Source organism: Thalassoroseus sp. (assembly GCF_984380535.1).
The window spans coordinates 165,392-189,465 of sequence record NZ_CFHRBF010000012.1 but is presented as its reverse complement, the minus strand read 5'-3'; the positions used below and the strand labels follow the sequence as shown (position 1 = coordinate 189,465).

The following is a 24,074-nucleotide window of genomic DNA, read 5'->3' as shown; positions in this document are numbered from 1 at the left end:
CGTGTCAAAAGTTGGGAAACACATTCACCCGTTATCCGGTCAGGCTTTCTTGGATCGACGGGGATTCCTCGGAAACGCCGCGACGGGGTTGGGTTCCATTGCCTTGGCCAATTTACTCAGTGGTGACGGCTTGTTGGCAGCGGAATCGTTAAAGATCAATCCCGACAAACCGTACGATTCCCGGGTGTCGCACTTCTCTCCGCGAGCGAAGAACGTCATCGTGATTTTCTGTGCCGGGGCGGTGAGTCAGCTGGAAACTTGGGACTACAAACCCGAGCTGATCAAGCAGGATGGCAAACCACTTGCAGGCGGTCCGGCGGTCACGTTTCAAGGACCGGCCGGTAATCTCGCGAGACCCCAGTACAAATTCCGGCCGCGTGGCGAAACGGGGATGATGGTCTCGGAGATGATTCCGCATCTCGCTGAACTCACCGACGACATTGCGTTCGTGCATTCGCTCACCAGCAAGAGCAACACTCACGGACCGGCGGAGAATTTTCTGTCGACCGGTTTTGTGCTCGACGGATTTCCCAGTCTCGGGTCGTGGGTGACTTACGCCCTCGGAAGTGAGAACCAAAACCTGCCTGCGTATGTGGCGATTCCCGATCCTCGCGGTGTGCCTCAGAGCGGTTCGAACAATTGGGGGCCTGGATTTCTACCCGCTGCCTTCCAAGGCACGACGATGTCGTCCAAGGAACCGATTCGCCATCTCACCCCACCCGGCATCGCGCAACAAGCCGACGATGTCACCCGTACGATTTTGAACCAGATGAATCGTCGGCACCTCGAAACCCACGCGTCCGACAGCAAACTGTCCGCCCGGATTGCGAGTTACGAGTTAGCCGCCCGGATGCAACTCAGCGTGCCGGAAGTGACGGATTTGTCCTCGGAACCCGCTCACATTCTGAAACTCTATGGAGCCGACGACACGCAGAACGAAACCAAAGCCGCCTTCGCACGGAACTGCATTTTGGCGCGGCGATTGATCGAAAAAGGCGTGCGGTTCGTGCAACTCTTCAATGGTGCGTATGCCAGCGGTGGCCGACTAAATTGGGACGGACACAGCAAACTCAAAGAGCAATACGATGTCCACGCGGCTGTGCTCGATCAACCAGCCGCCGGTTTGATTCGTGATCTGAAGCAACGCGGTTTGCTGGAAGACACCCTCGTCGTGTGGTGCACTGAATTCGGTCGGATGCCAATGTTCCAAAAGGGAGCCCAAGGCCGCGATCACAACCCGGATGGATTCACCTGCTGGCTCACGGGAGCGGGCGTCAAACCCGGTGTACGACACGGACGCACCGACGATCTCGGTCGCAAAGCGGTGGAAAATGTTCGTCCGCTTTATGATTTCAACGCCACGATTCTGCACTTGCTCGGCCTGGATCATGAGCGACTCACGTTCCAATACAACGGGATCGAGCGACGTCTCACAAACGTCGAAGGCGACGTGATTCACGATATCCTTGCATGAGGTCGCAAAGCCGTCTCTCCGTCCGTAGAAGTTTTTTCGGCGACTGACTATTGCATCGGTGTCGATTGATCGGTTAATGTGAATACACTTGCAGTCAAGTCCCGAGATTTTCGCTGTAACCGCGGGTCTTATTCTGCAGAGATCGACCGCGATTGACAAAGTGCCCGCCGAAAGTTCCCTCCATTGATCCATCAAGGATCGCGAAACACGATTGGCCCAATCATGGACCGAAAATGGTTGGCTAGAATCCAACATCGTTGGTTATTTGCGACGATCGCTCTGCTGCCGTTGTCTGGGCAAACCGCATTCGCGGAGCAGCCTCAGATCAGTTTCGTCAACGATGTGATGCCGATCTTCACAAAGTTCGGTTGCAATACCGGCGTTTGTCATGCGAAAGCTGGTGGCGGGCAAAACGGGTTTCAACTGTCGCTGTTGGGGTTCGAGCCGTCCGAAGATTACGACAGCCTCGTGCGGGAAGCGCGGGGCCGACGATTGTTCCCGGCCGATCCCGCGCAAAGTTTGATTTTGCAGAAAGCCATCGGTCGTGTGCCTCATGGTGGTGGTGTCCGGCTGAAAGTTGGCTCGCCCGGTTACGACCGCTTGATCGGTTGGATCGAAGACGGCATGCCCTTCGGTAACCCGAACGAAGCCGTGCTGGAATCCGTCTCTGTAGAACCGAAACGCGGCGTCATCGAACGCGGCCAAAGTGTGCAACTGAAGGCACTCGCGAAATACTCTGACGGCACCACACGGGATGTGACCGATTGGGCTTTGTTCGAATCGAATTCCGATGCGTTGGCAGAGGTGTCCGGCGAAGGACGTGTGCAAGTTCATGATCTGCCCGGCAAAGTTGCAGTCATGGTGCGGTACCAGGGCCAAGTCGCCGTGTTTACTGCTGCGATTCCGCTGGGGGCACCGGTTCCTGAGGAAAGTTTCCCACCGGCGAAAAACTTCGTCGATGAACTGGTCTTCGCAAACCTGAAACAAATCGGAATCCCGCCATCGCCCGTTTGCGACGATGCCACATTTCTCCGACGTGTCTCGTTAGACATCGCCGGTCGTCTCCCCACAGCCGAGGAAACCGATTCCTTTCTCGCGAGCGAAGACGAACACAAACGTGAGCAAGTCATCGAACGGCTGTTGAAAAGTCCCGGTTATGCCGACTACTTCGCCAATAAATGGACGGCTCTCCTGAAGAACCGTCGGGACGATGCCAGCGATATCACATCGAACTTCGCGTTCCATGCCTGGATTCGCGATAGTCTGCTGGCGAATGTTTCCTATGACCAGATCGTACGGGAACTGCTTGCAGCGACTGGCACCGTTATCGCCAATCCGCCAGTGGCCTGGTACAAACGCGTTAAAGATCCGAAGCAACAGTTGGAAGACGTCTCGCAGTTGTTTCTCGGTGTGCGGCTGCAATGTGCTCAGTGTCATCATCATCCGTTCGAACGCTGGAGCCAGGACGATTACTACAGTTTGCAGGCATTCTTCAGCCAGGTTGGCCGAAAGCCAACAGCGATTCGCGGGGAAGATCTGATCTTCCACCAACGTGGCACCGCAACGGCGAAGAATGTGAAGTCTGGCGTTATGCTCCCGCCGATGGCGTTGGGCGATGACGTCGGCACGATTCCACCCGATGAAGACCCCCGACTACGTCTCGCCGATTGGATGAGCGAACCGGAGAATCCGTTCTTCGCGAAAGCTTTGGTCAATCGGTATTGGAAGCACTTTTTCACCCGGGGATTGATCGAACCCGAAGACGACATCCGCGACACCAACCCACCAACGAATCCCGAACTGCTCGCCGCTTTGGAGCGACATTTCATCGAAAGCGGTTTTGATTTGAAGGAGTTGGTGCGTGTGATTACACAATCGAAAGCCTATCAACTCACCGCATCGCCAAATGAGTACAACTTGGTTGATCGGCAAAACTACTCGCGATTTTATCCGCGTCGATTGGAAGCCGAGGTGCTGTTGGATTCCATCAACGACCTGACCGGTGCCACCACTTCCTTTGCGAATTTGCCACCGGGAACTCGAGCCGTCGCTCTGCCCGATAACAGCTACAACAAAGCGTCGAAGTTTCTGGAGGTCTTCGGGCGACCGGAAAACCTCAGCGTCTGTGAATGCGAACGCGTGCAGTCATCGAGTTTGGCCCAGAGTTTGCACCTGCTCAACTCCTCGGAAATCAAGTCGAAACTCACGATTGCACAAGGCCGAGCCGCGGAGTTGGTGAAGTCCGAGATCACCGACGAAGAACGAGTTCGGCGGTTGTATTTGCTGGCGTTCTCACGTCAGCCGAATACCGACGAACTCGAAACCGCCACTGCATACCTCCGCGAGCCGTTAATCGATGCCAAAGGTCAACCGCTCAGTGAGGCGGCAGCGTTTCGACAAAACATGCAGGATTTGATCTGGGCATTGATGAACACCAAAGAATTTTTATTCAACCACTAATCGGGCGTGATGCCGTCATTTTGCTCCGATTTCTCTGAGGAAATCATGAAGAGTACTCGCAACACTGTTCCATCCATCGCTCATCGGTCAATGCATCGAATGTGTCATGTGACGCTCGGTTGTCTTTTGGGACTGAGTTTGTCGACGACGGTTTGGGCACAAGCGGTTTGTTTGCCGGCCCCACGATTGTTGACGACAAAGCCGATGGGCGGCCAAGTCGGGACGGCGGTCGACGTGACGATCACTGGTGATCATATCGACGATGCCGACGTGCTGACGTTCTCTCATCCCGGCATCGCCGCTGAACCAAAACGCGATGCGAACGGCCAACCGATTGCGAATCAATTCACCGTCACCATTGCCGCCGACTGCCCACTGGGAATTCATGAAGCCCGTGTGATGACGCGATTGGGTGTTTCGTCCTCGCGGGTTTTTAATGTCGGCAAACTTCCGGAAGTCACGCAGTCGAAGGCCAACACATCGCTTGAAACTGCAATGCCGTTGGAGATCAACTCGACCTGCAATGCTGCAATGTCTCCGAGAGCGGTCGATTTCTACACGGTCGCGATGCAACAAGGGCAACGCATGGTCGTCGACTGTGCCGCTCAGGGCATTGATTCGAAACTCAACCCAGTGGTCATCATCGCCGATGCGGACGGGAACGACTTAGTCGTCGAACGGCGTGGTGGAGCCATCGATTTCACAGCTCCCGAAACCGCACAGTACGTCATTAAAGTTCACGACCTGACCTTCAACGGCGGGCCTTACTATTTCTATCGCCTGGTCTTACAGGAGGCCGGTGCGGGTGAGGTCATTGCGCGTCTTCCATCCACGCACTCTGTGAGTTCGTGTTCATGGCCACCAGCGGGTTTGGCGGAAGTTGCCGCCACTTTGGAAGCTGAACCGAACAACGAACGGACAGTCGCCCAAGCCGTCACGTTGCCCTGCGATATCTCCGGGAGTTTCTACCCGGCCGCCGATGTGGACACCTTCGAATTCACCGCCAAGAAGGGGGATGTTTGGTGGGTGGAAGTGGCGTCGGAACGGTTGGGGCGTCCGACCGATCCTTCGATCATCGTGCAACACGTCGGTGAAGCCGACGGACAAGAAAAATTGACCGATGTGGTCGAACTATCCGACATTGCCAGCCCAGTCAAAGTTTCCAGCAACGGTTACTCATACGATGGCCCACCCTACAACGCCGGTTCAACCGATATCCTGGGCAAACTGGAAATCAAGCAAGATGGCGTGCATCGGCTGCAACTGTCCGACTTGTTCGGCGGGACTCGAAGTGACCGTCGAAATGTGTATCGGCTCATCATTCGCAAAGCCGCTCCCGATTTCGCGTTGGCCGGTTGGGCACTCCACATGAATCTCCGCAATGGCGACCGCAACGCGTTGTCCAAGCCGATGGCTCTGCGTGGGGGCGCGACAATGCCGATCGAAGTGGTGGTCATTCGTCGCGACGGATTTGATGGAGAGATCGAACTTAAAATGGGGAATCTTCCCGAAGGCGTCACCGCGACGGGTCTGAAAATTCCGGCGGGCAAAACACGAGGAATCATGCTTGTCACCGCTGACGAAAATGCCCCACGCGGGTTGTCGCGGGCCACGTTCTTTGGCGAGAGCACCATCGATGGCGAAACCATTCGCCGCCCTGTGCGATTGGCATCGATGGCGTGGCCGGTGGCGAATGCGTGGGCCGAAATTCCCAGCCCGCGTCTGGTCGCTGATGTCCCTGTGTCCGTCAGCGATTCCGAGCAAGCTCCCGTCACCATCGCTCCGGCGAATTCTGAACCGTACATCGTGACGGCGGGTGAGACACTGACCATCCCGCTCACACAAATCCGTCGCTGTGATTTTTCGGGAACGAAACTCAGTGTGAAAACTTTCGGCACGGGTTTCGAAAGTAATCCCGCATTCGATCTCGCATTGGACTCTGACTCGTCCGAAGCCGTGTTGGACTTAGCAAAGCTGAAAACTCCGCCGGGCGACTACACGATCGCGTTCTGTGGCAGCGCGGTCGCCAAGTACTGCGATAATTTGCCAGCCGTCGACGCCGCGAAAATCGCACTGCAGTTGGCTGAGGAGGAAGCGAAAACCGCTGCCGCTGAAGCCGCTCGACTGGCCGAAGCGGTCAAAACTGCCACTGATGACCAGAAAACCGAATTGACGAGAACCGCCGAAGCAGCCGCGACCCGTCAAAAGACGGCCGAGCAAGCCGTCGCTGCAACTAAGAAACAGTTACAGCAAGCGACGAACAACGCCAAACCCAAAGACATTGTCGACATCGTCGTCTCCCACCCGATCACCATTCGCGTCCAACCCGCGGAGAAGAAATGAGCAGTCATCCCTTTCAAGCGTCGCACTCGCCGTACTGCCCTGGTCCGCAAAGTCGACGCGGTTTCCTGAAAATGGGCTTGGCCGGTTTCGCCAGTTTGAGTTTGCCGGGCGTCTTGCGATTGCGGGCAGAGACACCAGTCTCAACGGATCGCAAACGAAACGCAGTCATTATGGTCTGGAAACCGGGTGGATGTTCGCACATCGACACCTACGATCCCAAACCGAATGCCGAATCCGAGTACCGCGGGCCGTTTGGCACGATTCCAACCGCCGTGCCCGGTATGCATTTCACCGAGTTGCTGCCGATGCAGGCGAAAATCGCCGACAAGTTCACCGTGCTGCGATCCATGCGGCAGGGTGCGGGCGGGCACCCGGCGGGATCGATGCAAATGCTCTCTGGCGATGCCGACACCCGTGACAAACCGAAACCGAAATATCCCGATTGGATGTCGATCGCAAATTACCTGCGGTCCAAAGAGGGTTCCCGCGAAAACCCGTTGCCTCGGTATGTGGGTGTAAATCCGCCGACGACCTACAACGGCCCCGCGTATCTGGGAGACACTTATTCGCCGTTCTCCGTCACCGGCGACCCGAGTCAACCGAACTTCGAAGTTCCGAACATTGGCCTTTCGGATGCGTCCGAAGTTCGACACCTCAGTCGGCGTTCTTCGCTTCGGGAAAACCTTGATTCATTGGAACGCTCGTTCGATCAGGTCGGTGAACTGCAAGCCCTCGATGAGTTCGAGACGCAAGCGATGACGTTACTCACGAATCCGAAAGCGAAGGAGGCATTTGATCTTTCACGGGAGGATGATCGCACGCGGGACCGCTACGGTCGAAATTCTTGGGGGCAGCAGTTGTTGCTCGCACGGAGGTTGGTCGAAGCGGGTGTCGATATTCTGACGACGAGTTTACGAGGTCCGTTGTGTGGCCGGGTGAATAACTGGGACGACCATGCCGTCAATCATCACGTCTTTGACGCACTCCGCTTCCGAGCACAAGCCTACGATCAAGCAGTTTCCGCATTGATCGAAGACATCTACGAACGCGGTTTAGACGACCGTGTGTTAGTCGTGGTGACCGGCGAATTTGGTCGCACCCCGAAGATTAGCTATCAACCGAGCACCGGAGCGGGTAACGCCAGCGCACCGGCGGGAACGCGTCAACCGGGACGCGATCACTGGCCGCGAGCGTTCTCGAATATCTGGGCCGGCGGGGGAATCGAAACCGGGCGTTACATCGGAGCCACCGATAAACGTGGCGAAGATTCCATCGAACGTATCTGCACACCGGGAGATTTCCTCTCCACGATCTACCACCACCTGGGGATCGACTCGTCCAAGATCTTCATCAAAGACTTAAACGGTCGCCCAACCCCAATCGTCGATCACGGCCACCCGATCCCGGAACTGATCAGCTGACAAAGACTCAGAGGCGGAACCGTTCTCGTGAAGCAATCCATTTGTCGTCGATGCCCTGGCGTCCGACGCTCATGGCGACGATGCCGCCGATGATGGCGCAGTTGGTGTCGATATCGCCGCCAATGCGGGCGGTGGTCCACATTGCTTCCGAATAGTCGTCGATGAAAGTTGCCGCCATCCAGAGGCAAAATGGAACCGTGTCCTGTGCACTAATCTGCTCGCCACACCCGACCTGGGACGCCACCGTGAATGGCCAAGTCTCAGCATCGTAGGAACTGGCCCACTCAAGCCGCTCACGAACTTCGGACGGTTCGAGTTGTGAAATGACCCATGCGAGCATCTCGCTTCCTGGCGTCTTCTGACCAGACTCCTGTCGGCGAGTCGCCCAACCGGCGGCTAATGCCACCGCGACTGCTCCTGCGATTCCCTCGGCATGAGCGTGCGTGACTTCCGCCGACAACTTGGCTTGCTGAATGGTGGCGTCCAAATCGTCGGCAAACCAAGCACCGAGCGGAGCCACACGCATTGCGGCCCCGTTTCCGTAGGAACCCGAACCGCCAAACATCGCCCGACTTTCATGCTGCCAAGAGACCCCATCGCTAATTCGACGTAGAAGCTGCTGCGCTCCGGCTCCATAACTACGATACGGGTTCGTGGTATACCGGTCGGCAAAACGTTTGGCGAGCGAGTCTTGGTCGATCTCGCTGTGCTGTTCGAGTGTCTGCACGATGGAAATCGCCATCTCGGTATCGTCGGTGTAGTTCCACGAAGCCGGCGGCGGATTGTCGCGTGTCGCGGTTTCCAGAATCCCCGGATAGAAGAACTGTTGGCCGAACGCATCCCCGACGGACAGCCCATCCAGGGCTAACCGCGCACGCATGGATTTCGTTGACGACATCGTGATCTCCGGCAGAATCCGCGTCACACGTTTGGACGGCCTATTGGCGTGGAGGGACACCGATCGTGCCAACAGGTTCGGTGAACTCTGCAGTGGCGAACTATTTTTGTTTCGGCTTCGCGAGTGTCGGTTCGCCGGTGAGCCAGCCGAGCGATTCCAAAAACCGATCGGCCGCAGTCACGGTCTCGAAGTAATAGCGGTTCCCACTTCGTCCATGATTAAAGAACCCGTGCGGTTGGCCGTCGTAGATGTGGATTTCACAGAGATTGTCCGCCGCCTTCATCTTTTGCTGAAATTGTTCAACGGTTTTAACGGGGATCAACTTGTCCTCGGACCCCAGAAACACGATGGCGGGCGGATCGTCCTCGGAGATGTTGTGCATCGGCGAGAATTCTTTGTAGCGGTTGCCCACACGTTTTTGGCCCCAACCATCTGGACCGTTGTCAAACACAGGGTTGAACAGCAGCATCGCATTCGATTTTGAAGAAACCAATGGTTTGTCGGACGAGTCTTGGGCATCGTCGACCATTCCCACAAATGCTGCCAGGTGTCCACCTGCGGACCCGCCAGCCGAAGCAATGCGATCGGGATCGATTCCCAACTCGCCGGCTCGGCTGCGAACCCAACGCATGGCCGTGCGGGCGTCATCGACACACGTGGTCGGCGGATCATTCGACTTTTTATCGAGCAACCGATACTCGACTTGAACCGCTACCATGCCTCGCGACGCTAGGTATTTTGCGTGCTCGGTGAATTGCCCGGGACTTCCGCCGACCCATCCGCCGCCATGAAAGAACACAACAGCCGGCCGTTTGTCGCCACGCTTCCAATCGTCCGGTTTGGTCACGTACAGCGATAGCTCACGATCGTCGACAACACGATACACATGAGCTTCACCCGGAGGTTTCGCAGCTGTGGCGGAGTGGGCCGATGCCGTCACACAAATTAATGCGAGCGGCAAAATCATCGAGCGTCGAGAAAGCATGGGAACCTCTTGTTTGATGTGAGTAGTCGATTATTTCCGTGTGATGACATTGTGTAATGGCATCGACTCGGATCGCAACCGTCACACCAATTCCGGGAGTGGGTTCGCATTGCCTTCGACAAGGTATTGCGGTCGACCGTTGAGATCGGTCAGCGTCGTGGTTTGAGTGTCAATCCCAAGGTTGTGATACAGCGTCGAGTAAATCTCTGGGAACGTCACGGGACGTGAAACCGCTTCGCCTCCAAGCCGATCAGTCGCGCCGATCACCTGTCCGGTTTGCATTCCGCCGCCCGCCATCAACGCACTGTTGACGCGGGGCCAGTGGTCGCGGCCGACTTGAGCGCTAATCTTTGGCGTCCGTCCGAATTCGCCCCAAATGATCACGGTGCAGTCGTCCGCCAAACCACGCTCGTGAAGATCGGTCACCAAGGAACTGACGCACTGATCGAAAATCGGGAAGTCTTCCGCTTCGCGTTTGAAGATGGAGTTGTTCTTTCCACCGTGCCAGTCCCATTTGCTGTAGTTGAGTGTCACAATGCGAACGCCCGCCTCGATAAGCCGTCGAGCCACCAACAAACTTTGCGGCACACGCGGGGCACCGTTGCCGTCGATGAATTTTGTCGTGTCACCCGTGCCATAGCGTTCGACGTCTTTCGGGTCTTCCTTGGAAAGGTCGAGCGCATCCGCAAGTTTCGAGGATGTCAACAAGCCCATTGCCTGTTCGGTGTAGGCATCGAGACCGTCCATCATGCCCGACGAATCGGCGACCCGGCGGAAGTTGTCGACGTTGGCGAGGAGTGCCCGTCGGTCGGCCAGCCGATCCAACGTGATGCCGTTGAGGACCATATCGTTCCGTGTTGGTCCGGTTGGGCGAAACGGGTTTGCTGCCGGTCCGAGGAAACCGGGACCTGGTTCGTTGTATGGGCCGTGCGTGCAGGGATAACACAGACTGACAAACGATGGCGAGGTCGTTCCGCTACCGCCACCCAAGACTTTCGCAGCTGCCGAGCCAAATTGCGGCCAACCGCCCGATGGCTTCGCTTGCTTGGGATCGAAGCCATTGAAAACCTGAATCGCATCGTGACCGCTCTGCGAACCGACGATGGAGCGAATGGGTACGAACTTGTCCATCATCCCGGCCATTTTCGGGAAGGCTTCGCAGATTTCGATGCCGGGAACATTGGTCGCGATTGGCCGCCATGGACCGGCGATTTCTTTCGGGGCTTCCGGCTTGAGGTCGAACATATCCTGATGCGGCGGACCACCGACCAGGTAAATCATGATGACCGACTTGGGTCGCGATGAATTTCCCGCGGCGGACTCCGCACGCAGCAGTTGCGGCAACGTCAGTCCACCCAACCCCAGTGTGCCAATGCGGAGAAAGTTTCGCCGCGAGATGCCGTCGCAAAAACCTGCGTTGCCGGAAGACGAGGTGTTGATGGAGAGCATGCGAAGTCCTGGTTGGTGGGAGTCATCGAGCAGCCTTTTTCGACCATGATGATCATATCAATGATAGTCGATAGGATCTAGCCTTGTTCAGTGTTGATCACTGAATGTTCATCGCGAACAGGTCTTGTTTGCGTTACATTACATGTCGATCTGTTTGTGCGTTCTGACCCGGAACTCCGATGATTCCCAAGAGCATCTCCGCTATGCGTGTCCGATTTCGTCGTGACTACGTCTCGCGAGTCGTGCCGATTTTTTGGTGTGGCTTCGTCGTTGTCAACACGTTATCGGCATACGCCGCAGATTGGCAGACTAACAGCCTGGTACGTGAGCAGTTCGTCATTCGCGGAACCGAGGCTCGTAGCAATCCGCTCAAACGTCGGTTGGAAACACCGATTGACGCGGACGAAATCTTCGTGCGGTATCGGCTGCAATATGATAGTCGCAGTTTGGATGCGCCGCCCGAAGACGAAGGCGAGTTCTTCGTGTTGTGGTTGGACGATGTCGATGGTGGCAATGCAAACACGCATAGTGGCGGTGTGCCGAATGTGGGCGTTCATGTGTCAGGCATGAAGAATCGCTTCATGGTGCGGTACGCCGCCAACGCAGAACAATACGCGGCCGAACTGCAGGGCGACCGTGAGTTCTTGCTGGTCGCGCGGTTATGGAAGTCGGAATCTGGTCCGCAGGAACCATTCGATCAATTGGATTTGTGGATCAACCCGGCGGCTAACAGCGAACCATCTCCAGACGCATCGGTGCGGGCCGCTCGTGCGATTCGGCGTGTGAGTTGGATCGGATTTTCCACCGGGGGGAAAACGGAAGTCGATGATCAAATTGTGGTGAGTGACATCAAGCTGGCTCACACCTGGCATGAGATTCTGGATCTTCCTGCACCAGTTGTATTGCCGCCGGCACTGGCGGAATCGGCAGTTCATCCCACGGTTTCGTTTGACCGCGATGTCTTGCCACTATTGCAGGCTCGCTGCTTCGAATGTCATTCGGGCAACGATCCTGAATCCGGTGTCCGGTTGGATGTGTGGGATGAAGTCATCAATCAAACCTCGCCACGAAATGCGAAAGCCAGTCGGTTGTTCGATATCGTCAAAACCGGTGAAATGCCCCCGGAGGGCGATGCGTTGACGGATGCCGAGTTAGATATCCTGCACGCGTGGATTGACGAAGGACTCGCATGGAACGAAGAGCAGTTTCCGACTCCAACTCCGCAGACGAAACATTGGGCATTTCAACCGATCACACGGCCGGCCATCCCGACGGTCCGGTCAGCCGAATGGGTCAGGACCCCCGTGGATGCCTTCATCGCTCGTCGACATGAGCAACTTGGTTTGCAACCGGCACCGGAAGCGGCACCAGACATTCTGATGCGACGTATGACGCTTGATCTCACCGGCTTGCCGCCGTCTGCGTTCGGGACGAAATTGACTCTGGACGAGTTACTGAATCATCCCGCGTATGGCGAACGCTGGGGGCGGCATTGGTTGGATGTCGCACGTTGGGCGGAAAGCAACGGGCATCAGCACAACCGCGACCGTCCCCATGCGTGGCGGTATCGGGATTGGGTGGTCGAGGCGTTCAATACAAACATGCCGTTCGACCGCTTTCTTCGCGAACAACTCGCGGGTGATGAAATCGCCGCAGATGGCGACGATACCGTTGTCGCCACCGGTTTTCTGTCCGCCGCTCGTTACAGTGGCAACGAATTAGACAAAGAGATCCAACGCAACGATATTCTCGTCGACATCGCCAACACGACCGCCAAGGCGTTCCTCGGGCTGACGCTGGAATGCTGCCAGTGTCATACTCACAAATTCGATCCGATTTCGATTCGCGATTACTACCGTTTCCAAGCATTCTTCGCGCACGGACAGCCTGGCAATGTCGTGCTCGATGATGATGGAACCACGCGAAGTCTCGTCAATGAGCGTTGGCAAATCTTCGATGCAGTTCACGATCGGCTTGTGAAAGCAAAACGTAAGCAGGGACACCCCGAGCCGATCTTGATTCAACCCAGCAGTGTCATCGGCGGGATGAAACCGGCGGAAAGGTCGCGGTTTCAAAAGCTCGAAAAACAAATCGCGGCCTTGCCACAGAGTTGGAGTTATTACCCGTTCGCCAATGGGGAGCAGCCATTCACGATTGCGCCGCATGAAATGCGTTGGCCGCTGCCGCACGATCTTTCGCAACTCTCGACGGTTCGCACTCACATGCTGATTCGCGGCGACGTGCAATCGAAGGGCCCGCGTGTTGAGGCCGGTTGGCCGATGGTGTTTGGACCAACGCCCGATAACGTTAACGGTTCCCGATTGCAGCTGGCGAATTGGATGACCAACCCCCAGCATCCGCTAACCGCGCGTGTGTGGGTCAACCGAGTTTGGCAATGGCATTTTGGACGCGGGCTTGTCGAGACCAGCGGCGATTTCGGCACACAAGGCACGAAACCATCGCATCCAGAGTTGCTCGATTTTCTAGCGAGCGAATTGATCGAAAGTGGTTGGGACACGAATCAGATTCATCGGCTGATTGTCGATTCAGCGACATACCGTCAGTCATCAAATTATTCCTCCGCGAATGCCGCGCTCGATCCCGAAAATCGTCTCTTTTGGCGTTGGACGCCTCGCCGACTTGAGAGTGAAGCAATCCGCGACTCGTTTCTTGCCGCGGGTGGACTGCTTGATCAGCAACTCGGAGGTCCAAGCGAGCCCACATCGTCGACCCGACGTAGCTTATACTTGAAGCAGCGACGCAACGATTTTCCACAGCAACAATCACTCTTTGACGGGGTCACGGCGCTCGTCAGTTGCACACGGCGGGAGACATCCACCACGCCGGTCCAACCGTTGTGGTTGTTGAACAGCGAATTTGCACAAGATGCCGCCGCTGCCTTGGCCAAGCGAGCCGGTTCCGTTGAGACAGCGTTCGCGATTTGTGTGGGGCGAACACCCCAACCAGCGGAACTTGAACCTCTGCACCAACTCGCCATCAAATACGGACTTTCCAGCGCGTGTTTGGCGATTTTGAACTCCAGCGAATTTCTTTACATTCCATGAACACGCATCCGCTCAACCGACGTCTGTTCTTAGCCTCATCCGGTTTGGGGGCGAGCACACTCGCGCTGAAGACTTTGCTAGCCCGTGAAGAATCCTCGCAATCCCGCGTGTTGCGTCCGCATCATCCGCCGACTGCCGATCGGGTGATTTTTCTATTCATGGCGGGCGGACCGAGCCAAGTTGACACTTTCGATCCGAAACCGGAACTCGACAAACTCGCCGGCAAAGACGTGCCCGATTCCATCGCGGATAACGTCCCAAAGATCAAACGGGCTGGCCTTAAAAACCTGATGGCATCACCTTGGAAATTTCATCGACATGGGGAATCGGGTTTGTCCGTCTCCACGCTATTTCCGCAAGTCGCCCGGCATACGGATGATCTGTGCGTAATCCGTTCGATGACACATCGCAACCCCGTGCACGGCCCTGGTGAATGCGTCGCGATGACGGGCTCGGCGAACGGCGAACGACCGAGTTTGGGGGCGTGGTCGGTCTACGGACTGGGGCGAGCCACCGATAATCTGCCGGCGTTCGTCACGATGAACCTGCACAGTGACGGCATGCAATATCCCCAGGCAGCCGGTTGGAAAACCGGGTTTCTCCCCGCACGATTTCAAGGCACTGTGGTCGATCCCAGTCGTGGAATTCAGCACGTGAAAATGCCGATGGGAGTCACGTCCGCACAACGCCGCCGGGAACTGGACGTCATCCGAAATTTGAATCAACAGTTTGCCAGCGCCGTGAAAGGGCACAGTGAACTCGATGCCAGAATTCAAAGCTACGAAATGGCATTCCGAATGCAATCCGCCACGCCGGAGTTGTTCGAACTGAGTGGCGAAACCGAAGAGACACATCAAATGTACGGGCTACACGAAAAGAACTCTGCGACGGTCGGTCGTGGTTGTTTGCTCGCTCGGCGGATGATCGAACGCGGCGTACGATTTGTGCAAGTTCGCGTCGGCGGTTGGGACGCACATGGCAACATCCTCGGCAATCACGAACGAATGGCTGCCCGCACCGATCGACCGATCGCCGCGTTGTTGGAGGATCTTCTTCGTCGCGGACTCCTCGATTCGACACTCGTAGTATGGGGCGGTGAGTTCGGTCGTACGCCGACCATGGAAGGTCGTGGGAAAGGCCGCGATCATTCTCCCGCTGCCTACTGTTGTTGGCTCGCCGGCGGGGGAATTCGTGGCGGCCAAACGATCGGACAAACGGACGCGCTAGGCTACACCGTTACCGACAGACCCGTTACCCCGCAGGATTTCCATGCGACCATTCTGCATGCTCTGGGTCTCGATTCCGACCGTCTCGTGTTCAATCATCACGGATTGCGAGAAACGCCGCTGGGCGTTGTCGGTGGTGGGCCGGTGACCGAGGCGTTTCTTTAAGATCGTCATCACTTTGCATTCTTGGACTCGCTTCGAGTTATCTACTGATTTTTTAGTTGACAACTACTAATGAATTGGTAGATTGAGAGCATCTTGAGATTGCTGTTCATGCAAGGGCTTCGCGATGCCGCGTCACCGACAGGCCACGCCGACGGATGTCGAGCTGGAAATTCTGCACGTGCTTTGGGAACACCAACCGATGACGGTCCGGGAAGTCGTCGATGTGCTCAATCAGACGCGACCGCGTGCCTACACATCGATTCTCAGCATGCTCAACGTAATGTTCGAGAAGGGACTTGTCGTACGGGAACCGCAAGGCCGTGCGCATCTCTATCGGGCGAAGAAGTCGAAGGAACGCACGCTCGGCTCGGTCGTCAAAGATCTGCTCGGTCGTGCGTTTCAGGGATCGACGACATCGTTGATTACCCATGTGCTCGAACAGTCGAAACCGACCGCTGAGGAACTCAAAGAGATTCGGCGAACCATCGAGGATTGGCAGGAGGGCGAGGAATGAGCGAAGCATTGACCTCCCCAATCGCGAATGCTTTCGCGGAAACGTTGATTCACTTTCTGTGGCAGGGATTGCTTCTTGCGATCGGCTATTGGATCGTGCAAGACGCCTTCGGTTTCCAGTCACCGAGCAAACGATATTTGGCTGCATTAGGCACTCTGTCCGTGATGGCAGTTTGCCCGGTGGTGACGTTTTGTGTCGTCTATCAACCTCTCGACTCGGACGAAATTTCAAGACGATACGAGTCGGCCGATGAGCAGGATTTGGCTGCGGAAGTCGCTTCGATGAGAGAAACCGACGATTTCGAAAGCCAGTCCATCGCTCCTCATACTGGACAGCGTGCCCGGGCAATTTTGAACCCGTCTTCAAGTGACACCTCTTTTTTGCCTTTCACCCTGATGCTTTGGCTGGCCGGTGTGTTGTTATCGGGCATGCGGTTGCTCGCGGGTTATTTCAACATCGCCTGGCTGCGTTGGGGGCGGGTAAAAATTGGTGCTGACTTAGCTTTGCGATCGCAACAACTCGCCACACGAATCGGGTTGGTCAATGCCGACGTGTTTACATCCGATCGAATTCGCGAGGCAGCTGTCGTTGGGTTCTGGAAGCCCGTGGTCTTGCTGCCGGCGTCCTGGGTTGTCGCGCTCCCGACCGATGTGTTGGAAGCAGTCATTGCTCATGAGTTGGCTCATATTCGGCGACATGATGTTTGGATCAACTTGTTTCAGCGGATTGTCGAAACGCTGCTGTTTTACCATCCCGCCGTTTGGTGGTTGTCCAATCGAGCGCGGATGGAACGTGAACTGTGCTGTGACGAACTCGCCATTCAAGCCACGGGCCAACGCAAAGTCTATGCAATGGCCTTAGAGCAGGTCGGACGACTTCAGCTAAACGGTGCGTATCGTTTAGCGACCCCTTTTCGAGGAGATCGGCAAATGAACTTGTTGCGTCGTGTGAAACATGTGCTGCAGATTGGCCAACCGAGTCGCGAACCGGCCTGGTTGATCGGTGTCGTAGCGATTGCGGTGCCAGTTGCATTTCTTTGTGCGTTCGGAGGATTTGGAGATTCGAGCGTCCAAGCGATTGCACAAGAGCGTGAGGGCGGACGGTCCGCGGAAGCCGAAACCGGACCGCGTCGTTCTCCAGAAGCCGAAGCCGGACCAAGACGTTCTCCAGAAGCGGAAGCCGGGCCACGTCGGTCACCCGAAGCGGAAGCCGGTCCGCGTCGTTCCGCAGAGAGTGACGCAGAGAGAAGACGATCTTCCGAAACTGATGCACGCGACGAGGCCATCAATCCGTTTCGAGGTTTCCGTCCGCAAACGGAACGGGAAACCGCTCTCTTAGAGATGATCGAACGTCTGCAAAAGGAAATGGCGGAATTAAGACGTGAAGTGCGAGCCAACCGCGAACGGGAAAGACCAGTCGATCGCGATCGTGTTCCAGAAGCGGAATCTGTGAAACTCGACTTGCCAGAGAACTGGCAACGCACCAAAGAAGGGCGTGTTTTTCAAGCTTACGATAAAAACGGTGATCAGGTTGTCGACTTAGAAGAATGGCTCGCCATGACCAATGGCAACATCAACGACGCGCGTCGTGCTGTTCAAACCCGACGCTTCCGAGAGGCCGAGCCCAGTGGTGATGGCAAGTTCATGCCGGCGGAATTCGTCTGGTGGTACAAGATTGGCCGTCACAATCGAACTGAAGAACAACCAAGAGACCGTGACGTTGAAGAACGTGCTCGTGGTGAGCGAGACGGCGACCGTCGGGATCGTGAAGACGAACGTGGCCGACGTGATGACGACGACACGGAACGGCGTCCACGCGATGGTGAGCGTCCTAGAGTTGGCGAACGCGATGGCGAGCGTGCGAAAGACGGGCCGCGTGACAGTGACCGGCCAAAGGAAGATCGACGCGACCGCGACCGCGAATAACTCGCTCTCAAGACTCTTCCAAGAATCCATACCCTGCCGTTTAGGACTAGCATCACCCTCGGCTAGTGGCCTGATGTCCCATTGCTAGTCCGAAAAAACTCACGCAGATCGGCCCCGTTTGGCCGGTGTGCGTGTTTCTATATGGAGAGTCACTAGCCGCAATTTAATCAAAGGCATGGGCTAAATCGTGACATCATAATCGAGTGTGAGTTCACGGACATTCTCAGCAAGAAGATCGCGATCTGCTCAAACGTTGTTTCCTCGAAGGAATTCAATATGGCTTCGCTGAAACTGTATAGGGACTAAAGATGGAATCGTTCATTCGCTGCGTTGCAAGTGCAAATATTCACGCAGAAGGGTTTTAAGGCCTGCAGCGGAATCAGCATGGTATTGATCGCCGCCGGACCGTTATACTGATCGTTGGCTATTCGCTTCGGTGATTTGTGAACCTTTTCAGGGTCCCGACAATGAAAACCATCTTCTTCACTGTAATTGCAATCCCGCTCGCCGTCGTCCATGTGGCGTACGCACAGGAAATCGAATTTCCCAAGCCAACAGCCGAACATGCCTTCCTGAAGAAATTCGTGGGGGACTGGGCTACGACCAGTTATTCCGTCGCGTCTCCCGACCAACCGAAAATGAAGTGCGAAGGGAAAATGAAGTCACGAATGGTAGGCGGATTCTGGGTCGTAACCGAAACGGAAGCCTCGTTTCCCGGGATGAAATTCACTGCGGTTCAGACGATTGGCTACGACGAGGAATCGAAAAAATACGTAGGGACATGGATCGATTCCATGGTCAATCACATGTGGAAGTACGAAGGAACTGAAAAAGGCGATACGCTCACTTTGGAAGCAACCGGACCGAATTTCATGGCCGCCGGTGAGAAATCTCAGTTTCGTGACGTTTACGAGTTCGTGTCGGATGATGACATCAAGGTTACATCACTGATGCAAGCCGAAGACGGTAGTTGGAACACATTCATGACCGGAACCGCGACCCGAATCAAACCCTAGGAAACGACTGCCTAACGAACATTGGAATTGTCAGGTGAATGCCTAAGGCCGTGTTGCACCCGATGCGGCGAGTTTGTCTGCGAAAAACGAAAGTTGATCGAAGGGTATGGCTGGAACCGTGCCACCACGAAATCCCGATGCACTCGCTCAGGCGGCCGAATGTCTTAAGACACTCGCCCATCCGGTGCGATTGCGGATGGTGCAATTACTTTTGAACGGCCGCTACACAGTCGGCGAGATTGCCGCGGATTGTGAGATTGCGGATAATGTCGCATCGGAACATTTGCGGTTGATGCAGCGTTGCGGCTTCTTCGACAGTGAACGTGACGGACGCCGAGTTTATTACCACGTCTGCGAGCCGCATCTTCAAAAAATGATGAGCTGTATTGAATCCCGTTTTTTTGCGTCGTGATTTTTTTGTTTCTTAAATATCGTGATATCGTGAGGTTTTGAAGTGTCAGTACTCCCTGCGAATGATCGCCAGTCGTGTGTTTCTGTTCTGGAGTTGAAAGATTCTCAGGCCGAAATGTCCGGACGACTTATCGATGTGCGTACGCCAGCAGAGTTTCGCGAAGTCCACGCGGAACCGGCTCGAAATGTCCCGCTCAATCAACTCGACCCCAAAACCGAGATGTCGAACCAAGATGCCGATGGCCCGATTTACGTCATTTGCAAGTCCGGGAAACGAGGAGAGCAGGCTCGTCAAAAATTTGTTGCGGCTGGATTCACGAACGTCGTGAATGTCGAAGGCGGAACCGATGCCTGGGTTGCGGCTAGTCTACCGGTCGTCAGAGGTCGGAAAACGATTTCTCTGGAACGCCAAGTGCGAATTGTGGCGGGGCTGCTGGTTTTTGTTTTCACGTTGCTAGGAGCGTTCGTGGATGAACGTTTTCTGATCGTGCCTGGTTTTATCGGAGCTGGTCTCACATTTGCCGGTGTCACCGATACCTGCGGAATGGGAATGATGTTAGCCAAGATGCCTTGGAATCGCTGAGGAAAAACACTTCGCTTATCGTTCGCATTTGGTCGGTTTCGGTATGCCGAGATACGTTCGCCTCTGATGTATGGTGGAATCCTCAGTCAGATTGGAGTTGAGTGAGCTCATTGGAACTGCGACAATCGAGAAAACCGGCCATAATTTCCGACCGAACGCGATTCGTCTCAATTTACCGTAACTTCGACGAATACACGGACAAATGATTCTGAAGGGAATCGTTATGGGGGTTCACGTATCGGTGGGATTCCGAGTAACTAGGAATGTCAGCCCGGCAAACTTTCTCCACTCATAGATTCAGCGGTTTGAGGTTTTATGAAGTACTGGGTGGTTGCAGGTTGTCTCCTGTGTCTGCGGTCGGTCTCCGCGGCTGATTTCGAAGCCGCCGTCGGTGGATACCTGAAGGCGTATTGTGTCGACTGTCACAATGCCGACTTGCAGGAAGGCGAATTCCGTGTCGACACGCTCTCGAAACATGTCGGACGCGAAGATACGGCATTGTGGGCGGAAGTGCGGGAGCGAATCAGTTCCGGTGAGATGCCGCCCAGCGACGCCGCCAATCAGCCAACCGCCGAGCAAGGTGCTGCAGTTGTCGAGTGGCTGACCACCAAAATCAAGGAAGGCGAAGCTTACCGGATGGCCCAACGCGATCGGGTGTCGTTCTATCGGCTCAGCCGCGACGAGTATGTCAACACCGTCTACGATTTGCTGGGCGTCCACTTCGACGCTGCCGACCCCGGCGGATTCAGTGAAGACCCGCAATGGCACGGGTTTCGACGCATCGGTTCGGTGCTGTCGCTCTCCGCTTCGCACATCGAGAAGTATTTCGATGCCGCCGAAACTATCCTGGCCGAAGCCTACCCGGACAAACCGGTCGAACCATTAGAACTTCTCAAGCCCGCCGTCCCCCCGAACACCGTTCAGGAACCCTACAAGTCGCAACTCGAAGCCCAGGGGCTGTTGGACAAAGTCCGCTATGATCTCTGGCCGCAGGACAAGCATCGGTATTCAAATCCCGGCCGTTTGCCGGCTCCGGGTGTGTACCAAATGCGGATGCAGCTCAGTGGATTGAAGCCGGTCGACGGTCGTGCTCCGCGATTAAAGGTCTACCATTCGAAACTCGACCGTGTGCTGTTCGAGCAGGACATTATCGCCCCGGAAGACAAACCGACAATCATTTCGTTCCAAACCCATCTGCCCGGTGGAAACCAGCAAATCGAACTCTTCAACGATGTGCCCGGTCCGTCGAATTTGCCCCGATCAGGCCGACATGGTCGCAAACCGTTCGTGAGCATCGCAAATGGCCGGATTCCCTGGCAACTCAAGCTGACAGACGAGGAAGGCAACGCTCTCTATCCCTTCCTGATTCTCGATTGGGCGGAATGGACCGGGCCCATCATCACAGCACGCGAACAGCAACTCCGTGACGATTACATGCCGAAAGAAGAAGGCAATATCGAAGCAGTGCGTTCAGGTCTCACACGGTTGGCCAGTCGGGCGTTTCGCCGGCCAGTGACCGAAACCGAAGTCGATCGCTACCTCGGTCTGGTGCAGCAAGAATTGAACAATGGTGCGGATTTTCGCTCGGCCGTCAAAACCGGCATGCTGGCGATTCTGTGTTCGAAGAGTTTTCTGTTCCTCGTCGAAGGTTCCGAACCAGACGACTCACAGACCGTGACCGACTACGAACTGGCTTCGCGGTTGTCGTACTTTCTTTGGAGCACAATGCCCGACGAGGAACTACTCACACTCGCTGAGAACCAAACGCTTCATCAACGGGACGTCCTTCGGGGGCAAATTTCCCGAATGTTAGCCGATGCCAAAGCCCGTCGTTTTGCCGACTCCTTTGCCACCGAATGGCTAAGGCTCGATAAGGTCGGCATGTTCCCGCCCGATGAGAACCTCTACCCAGAGTACGACGGCCACCTCGAACAAAGCATGATCGGCGAGACAAAGGCGTTTTTCCGCGAGGTTCTCGACAACAACCTCTCTTTGCAGGTGTTTCTCGATTCCGATTGGACGATGCTCAATCCGCGGCTGGCGGAGTTCTACGGCGTGCCAGGTATCTCCGACGATCGGTTTCAAAAAGTCTCGCTCACGCCAGATTTGCATCGTGGCGGTCTGCTGACACAAGCGGCCATTCTCTCGTTGACTTCCGACGGCACTCGACATCGTCCGGTGCATCGCGGCGTGTGGTTGTCGGAATCGATTCTTGGCAAATCGCCGCCCCCGCCGCCTGCGAATGTGGACCCGATCGAACCGAACCCAGCCGATGCCCCGAAGGCCACTTTGCGAATGAAGCTCGATGCGCACAAGTCGCACGAGAGCTGTGCGTCGTGTCATCGTAAAATCGATCCGCTGGGCTTGGCATTCGAAAATTACAATGCGATTGGCAGTTGGCGGACGCATGAAAAAGTCGAACGCGGTCGAGGAGCCAACCCTCCGGTCGACCCGAGTGGCATACTCCCCGATGGTCGCGAGTTCGCAGGCGTCGACGAATTCAAGAAACTGTTGCTCAACGACATCGACAGCTTCAACACCACATTCATTGAAAAGCTCGCCACCTACGGTCTTCGGCGGGCCATCACTTTCGAAGATCACGACGACATCGCCAAAATCGCGGCCGAATCGAAATCCAACGATTATCAAGTGCGGGCGATTGTCGAAGCGTTCATCCTCTCCGACTTGTTTCAAAAACGTTAAACGCGGCGCGATGCGTCCCACTGGAAAGGTTTCCTTGTGAGCAATTTCAATTCGCAAAGTTGGCTACTCGATCGACGTCACGTTCTGAAAGGCGCGGGAGCGACGATCGCATTGCCGTTGCTCAACTGCATGCAGCCGCTGCACGCCGCACCATCCGCATCTGCCAAAATGCCCAAACGAAGCGTGTTCGTTTACATTCCGAATGGCGTCAACACACTGACCTGGCAGATTGAAAAAGCCGGTGCCGACTACGAGTTCACCGCACCACTGAAATCGCTCGAAAAACACCGTAGCGAAATCACACCGATTAGCGGCCTGCATCATCCCGACGTACTCGGCAAACACCATAACTGCGACAAAGTGTGGCTGACCGGGGCCAATGTGCCGGCCGATGGCGGGGCGTTCCGCAATTCCGTTTCGGCGGACCAACTCATGGCCGAAGTGCAAGGTGTGCACACGCGATTTGCATCACTCGAAATTGCCATCACTGGCGGTTCGCTCGCATGGTCACGCGAGGGAATTCAACTCCCTGCCGAACGCCGACCCCGGACGATTTTCGATCGGCTGTTCGGCGTTGAACCCGGTGGAAAAGAACTCGCTCGGCGGAATCTCGGACGTCGTGGCAGCGTACTGGATGTCGTCCTCGACGATGCGAATTCCCTCCGTCAAAACATCGGCAGTGAAGACCGCAACAAACTCGACGAATATCTCACCGCGATCCGCCAAGTCGAAGTCCGGACGGAACGAGCCGAAGGTTGGCTGGACGTGCCCAAACCCGAAGTCGATGACAAACTTAAAGCTCACCTGACTCGCAATATCGATTACAAAGCCGCCGGTGATTACTACCGCACAATCTACGATTTGATGGTACTCGCCCTTCGCACCGATATGACCCGCGTCATCACTTGCATGACCGGCAGCGAAAGTCACGGGCTCGCGATTCCGGAGATTGGCATCGTGCAAACGCGACACGAATTGTCACACCATAACGGCGACCCAGAGCAGATGCGGCGACTGACGCAAACTGACACCTTCCTCATTGAACAATTCAGCTATTTCCTCGACCAACTCAAGTCGCACACCGACGGCGATCGTCCGTTGTTGGACACCACGCAAGTTCTGTGGGGCAGCGGAATGGCTTACGGACACAGTCATGGCAACGCCAACTTGCCATTGATTCTCGCCGGCGGCAAAGCCCTTGGCATGAAGCATGGTCAACACGTCGACTTCAACCTGCCTCACATTCAACAATACGACGTCACGAACGCCAAAGGCCACTACCAAATTTGTTCGCGACCGGTCGATACCAACGCCCGCCTCAGTAATCTGCTACTCACCATGATGCAATGCATGGACGTCGAAACCGACAACTTCTACGACAGCACAACCACGATCAGCGATGTGGTGATCTGATCGTGAAATTCATCGGCAGCGTC

16 protein-coding genes are annotated in these 24,074 nt (G+C 55.7%); 13 read left to right on the top strand and 3 right to left on the bottom strand.

The genetic code is table 11. The features are described from left to right. Position 1 precedes the first annotated feature (1 nt). From AC5DDB_RS17765 to AC5DDB_RS17750, 4 genes are all read left to right on the top strand, one after another. Positions 2-1,474 carry a DUF1501 domain-containing protein gene (locus AC5DDB_RS17765; protein ID WP_491741088.1) on the top strand — a complete coding sequence of 491 codons (1,473 nt, stop codon included), beginning with the start codon at positions 2-4 and terminating at the stop codon, positions 1,472-1,474. Positions 1,475-1,696: 222 nt separating this feature from the next. Beyond that, a complete protein-coding gene (locus tag AC5DDB_RS17760; protein WP_491741087.1) occupies positions 1,697-3,934 on the top strand; it encodes a DUF1549 domain-containing protein in 2,238 nt (745 codons plus the stop codon). Between the two features lie 45 nt (positions 3,935-3,979). After that, complete coding sequence (locus AC5DDB_RS17755; protein ID WP_491741086.1) at positions 3,980-6,277, top strand: serine protease; 2,298 nt, start codon at positions 3,980-3,982, stop codon at positions 6,275-6,277. After that, on the top strand, positions 6,274-7,698 hold the full coding sequence (locus AC5DDB_RS17750; protein ID WP_491741085.1) for a DUF1501 domain-containing protein: 1,425 nt from the start codon (positions 6,274-6,276) through the stop codon (positions 7,696-7,698). The genes AC5DDB_RS17755 and AC5DDB_RS17750 overlap by 4 nt, the downstream gene beginning before the upstream one ends. A 7-nt stretch (positions 7,699-7,705) precedes the next feature. On the opposite strand, the gene AC5DDB_RS17745 is transcribed toward AC5DDB_RS17750, so the two are convergent. The 3 genes from AC5DDB_RS17745 to AC5DDB_RS17735 form a co-directional block, all read right to left on the bottom strand. Continuing rightward, complete coding sequence (locus AC5DDB_RS17745; RefSeq protein WP_491741084.1) at positions 7,706-8,596, bottom strand: ADP-ribosylglycohydrolase family protein; 891 nt, start codon at positions 8,594-8,596, stop codon at positions 7,706-7,708. Positions 8,597-8,696: 100 nt separating this feature from the next. Then, positions 8,697-9,581: an alpha/beta hydrolase gene (locus AC5DDB_RS17740; protein WP_491741083.1), complete on the bottom strand. Its 885-nt coding sequence runs from the start codon at positions 9,579-9,581 to the stop codon at positions 8,697-8,699. 81 nt (positions 9,582-9,662) lie between these two features. Next, positions 9,663-11,030, bottom strand: coding sequence for a DUF1501 domain-containing protein (locus tag AC5DDB_RS17735; RefSeq protein WP_491741082.1), 1,368 nt, complete (start codon positions 11,028-11,030; stop codon positions 9,663-9,665). A gap of 203 nt (positions 11,031-11,233) precedes the next feature. Here AC5DDB_RS17735 and AC5DDB_RS17730 point away from each other — a divergent pair, with 203 nt between their 5' ends. The 9 genes from AC5DDB_RS17730 (at position 11,234) to AC5DDB_RS17690 (ending at position 24,051) form a co-directional block, all read left to right on the top strand. After that, positions 11,234-14,095 (top strand): PSD1 and planctomycete cytochrome C domain-containing protein, encoded by a 2,862-nt coding sequence (locus AC5DDB_RS17730; protein ID WP_491741081.1) that lies wholly within the window; start codon positions 11,234-11,236, stop codon positions 14,093-14,095. After that, the gene (locus tag AC5DDB_RS17725; RefSeq protein ID WP_491741080.1) at positions 14,092-15,486 is read left to right on the top strand and encodes a DUF1501 domain-containing protein; all 1,395 of its coding nucleotides are present in this window, start codon (positions 14,092-14,094) and stop codon (positions 15,484-15,486) included. Before AC5DDB_RS17730 ends, AC5DDB_RS17725 begins: the two co-directional genes overlap by 4 nt. 124 nt (positions 15,487-15,610) lie before the next feature. Further along, the gene (locus AC5DDB_RS17720) at positions 15,611-16,000 is read left to right on the top strand and encodes a BlaI/MecI/CopY family transcriptional regulator (protein ID WP_491741079.1); all 390 of its coding nucleotides are present in this window, start codon (positions 15,611-15,613) and stop codon (positions 15,998-16,000) included. Beyond that, entirely contained in the window at positions 15,997-17,925 is a 1,929-nt protein-coding gene (locus AC5DDB_RS17715; RefSeq protein ID WP_491741078.1) for a M56 family metallopeptidase, read from the top strand. Before AC5DDB_RS17720 ends, AC5DDB_RS17715 begins: the two co-directional genes overlap by 4 nt. A 467-nt stretch (positions 17,926-18,392) precedes the next feature. Beyond that, entirely contained in the window at positions 18,393-18,941 is a 549-nt protein-coding gene (locus AC5DDB_RS17710; protein WP_491741077.1) for a DUF1579 domain-containing protein, read from the top strand. A 106-nt stretch (positions 18,942-19,047) separates the two neighbouring features. Then, positions 19,048-19,353 carry an ArsR/SmtB family transcription factor gene (locus tag AC5DDB_RS17705; protein WP_491741076.1) on the top strand — a complete coding sequence of 102 codons (306 nt, stop codon included), beginning with the start codon at positions 19,048-19,050 and terminating at the stop codon, positions 19,351-19,353. Positions 19,354-19,440: 87 nt separating this feature from the next. After that, positions 19,441-19,935: a rhodanese-like domain-containing protein gene (locus tag AC5DDB_RS17700; protein WP_491741163.1), complete on the top strand. Its 495-nt coding sequence runs from the start codon at positions 19,441-19,443 to the stop codon at positions 19,933-19,935. 315 nt (positions 19,936-20,250) lie between these two features. Continuing rightward, on the top strand, positions 20,251-22,638 hold the full coding sequence (locus tag AC5DDB_RS17695; RefSeq protein ID WP_491741075.1) for a DUF1592 domain-containing protein: 2,388 nt from the start codon (positions 20,251-20,253) through the stop codon (positions 22,636-22,638). A 36-nt stretch (positions 22,639-22,674) separates the two neighbouring features. Continuing rightward, positions 22,675-24,051, top strand: a complete 1,377-nt coding sequence (locus AC5DDB_RS17690; protein WP_491741074.1) for a DUF1552 domain-containing protein — start codon at positions 22,675-22,677, stop codon at positions 24,049-24,051. Positions 24,052-24,074 lie beyond the last annotated feature (23 nt).

Coding starts and splice junctions, on each gene's coding strand:
- AC5DDB_RS17740 (WP_491741083.1), bottom strand. CDS start 9,581: ATGCTTTCTCGACGCTCGATGATTTTGCCGCTCGCATTAATTTGTGTG.
- AC5DDB_RS17750 (WP_491741085.1), top strand. CDS start 6,274: ATGAGCAGTCATCCCTTTCAAGCGTCGCACTCGCCGTACTGCCCTGGT.
- AC5DDB_RS17715 (WP_491741078.1), top strand. CDS start 15,997: ATGAGCGAAGCATTGACCTCCCCAATCGCGAATGCTTTCGCGGAAACG.
- AC5DDB_RS17755 (WP_491741086.1), top strand. CDS start 3,980: ATGAAGAGTACTCGCAACACTGTTCCATCCATCGCTCATCGGTCAATG.
- AC5DDB_RS17730 (WP_491741081.1), top strand. CDS start 11,234: ATGCGTGTCCGATTTCGTCGTGACTACGTCTCGCGAGTCGTGCCGATT.
- AC5DDB_RS17735 (WP_491741082.1), bottom strand. CDS start 11,030: ATGCTCTCCATCAACACCTCGTCTTCCGGCAACGCAGGTTTTTGCGAC.
- AC5DDB_RS17720 (WP_491741079.1), top strand. CDS start 15,611: ATGCCGCGTCACCGACAGGCCACGCCGACGGATGTCGAGCTGGAAATT.
- AC5DDB_RS17725 (WP_491741080.1), top strand. CDS start 14,092: ATGAACACGCATCCGCTCAACCGACGTCTGTTCTTAGCCTCATCCGGT.
- AC5DDB_RS17705 (WP_491741076.1), top strand. CDS start 19,048: ATGGCTGGAACCGTGCCACCACGAAATCCCGATGCACTCGCTCAGGCG.
- AC5DDB_RS17745 (WP_491741084.1), bottom strand. CDS start 8,596: ATGTCGTCAACGAAATCCATGCGTGCGCGGTTAGCCCTGGATGGGCTG.
- AC5DDB_RS17695 (WP_491741075.1), top strand. CDS start 20,251: ATGAAGTACTGGGTGGTTGCAGGTTGTCTCCTGTGTCTGCGGTCGGTC.
- AC5DDB_RS17710 (WP_491741077.1), top strand. CDS start 18,393: ATGAAAACCATCTTCTTCACTGTAATTGCAATCCCGCTCGCCGTCGTC.
- AC5DDB_RS17760 (WP_491741087.1), top strand. CDS start 1,697: ATGGACCGAAAATGGTTGGCTAGAATCCAACATCGTTGGTTATTTGCG.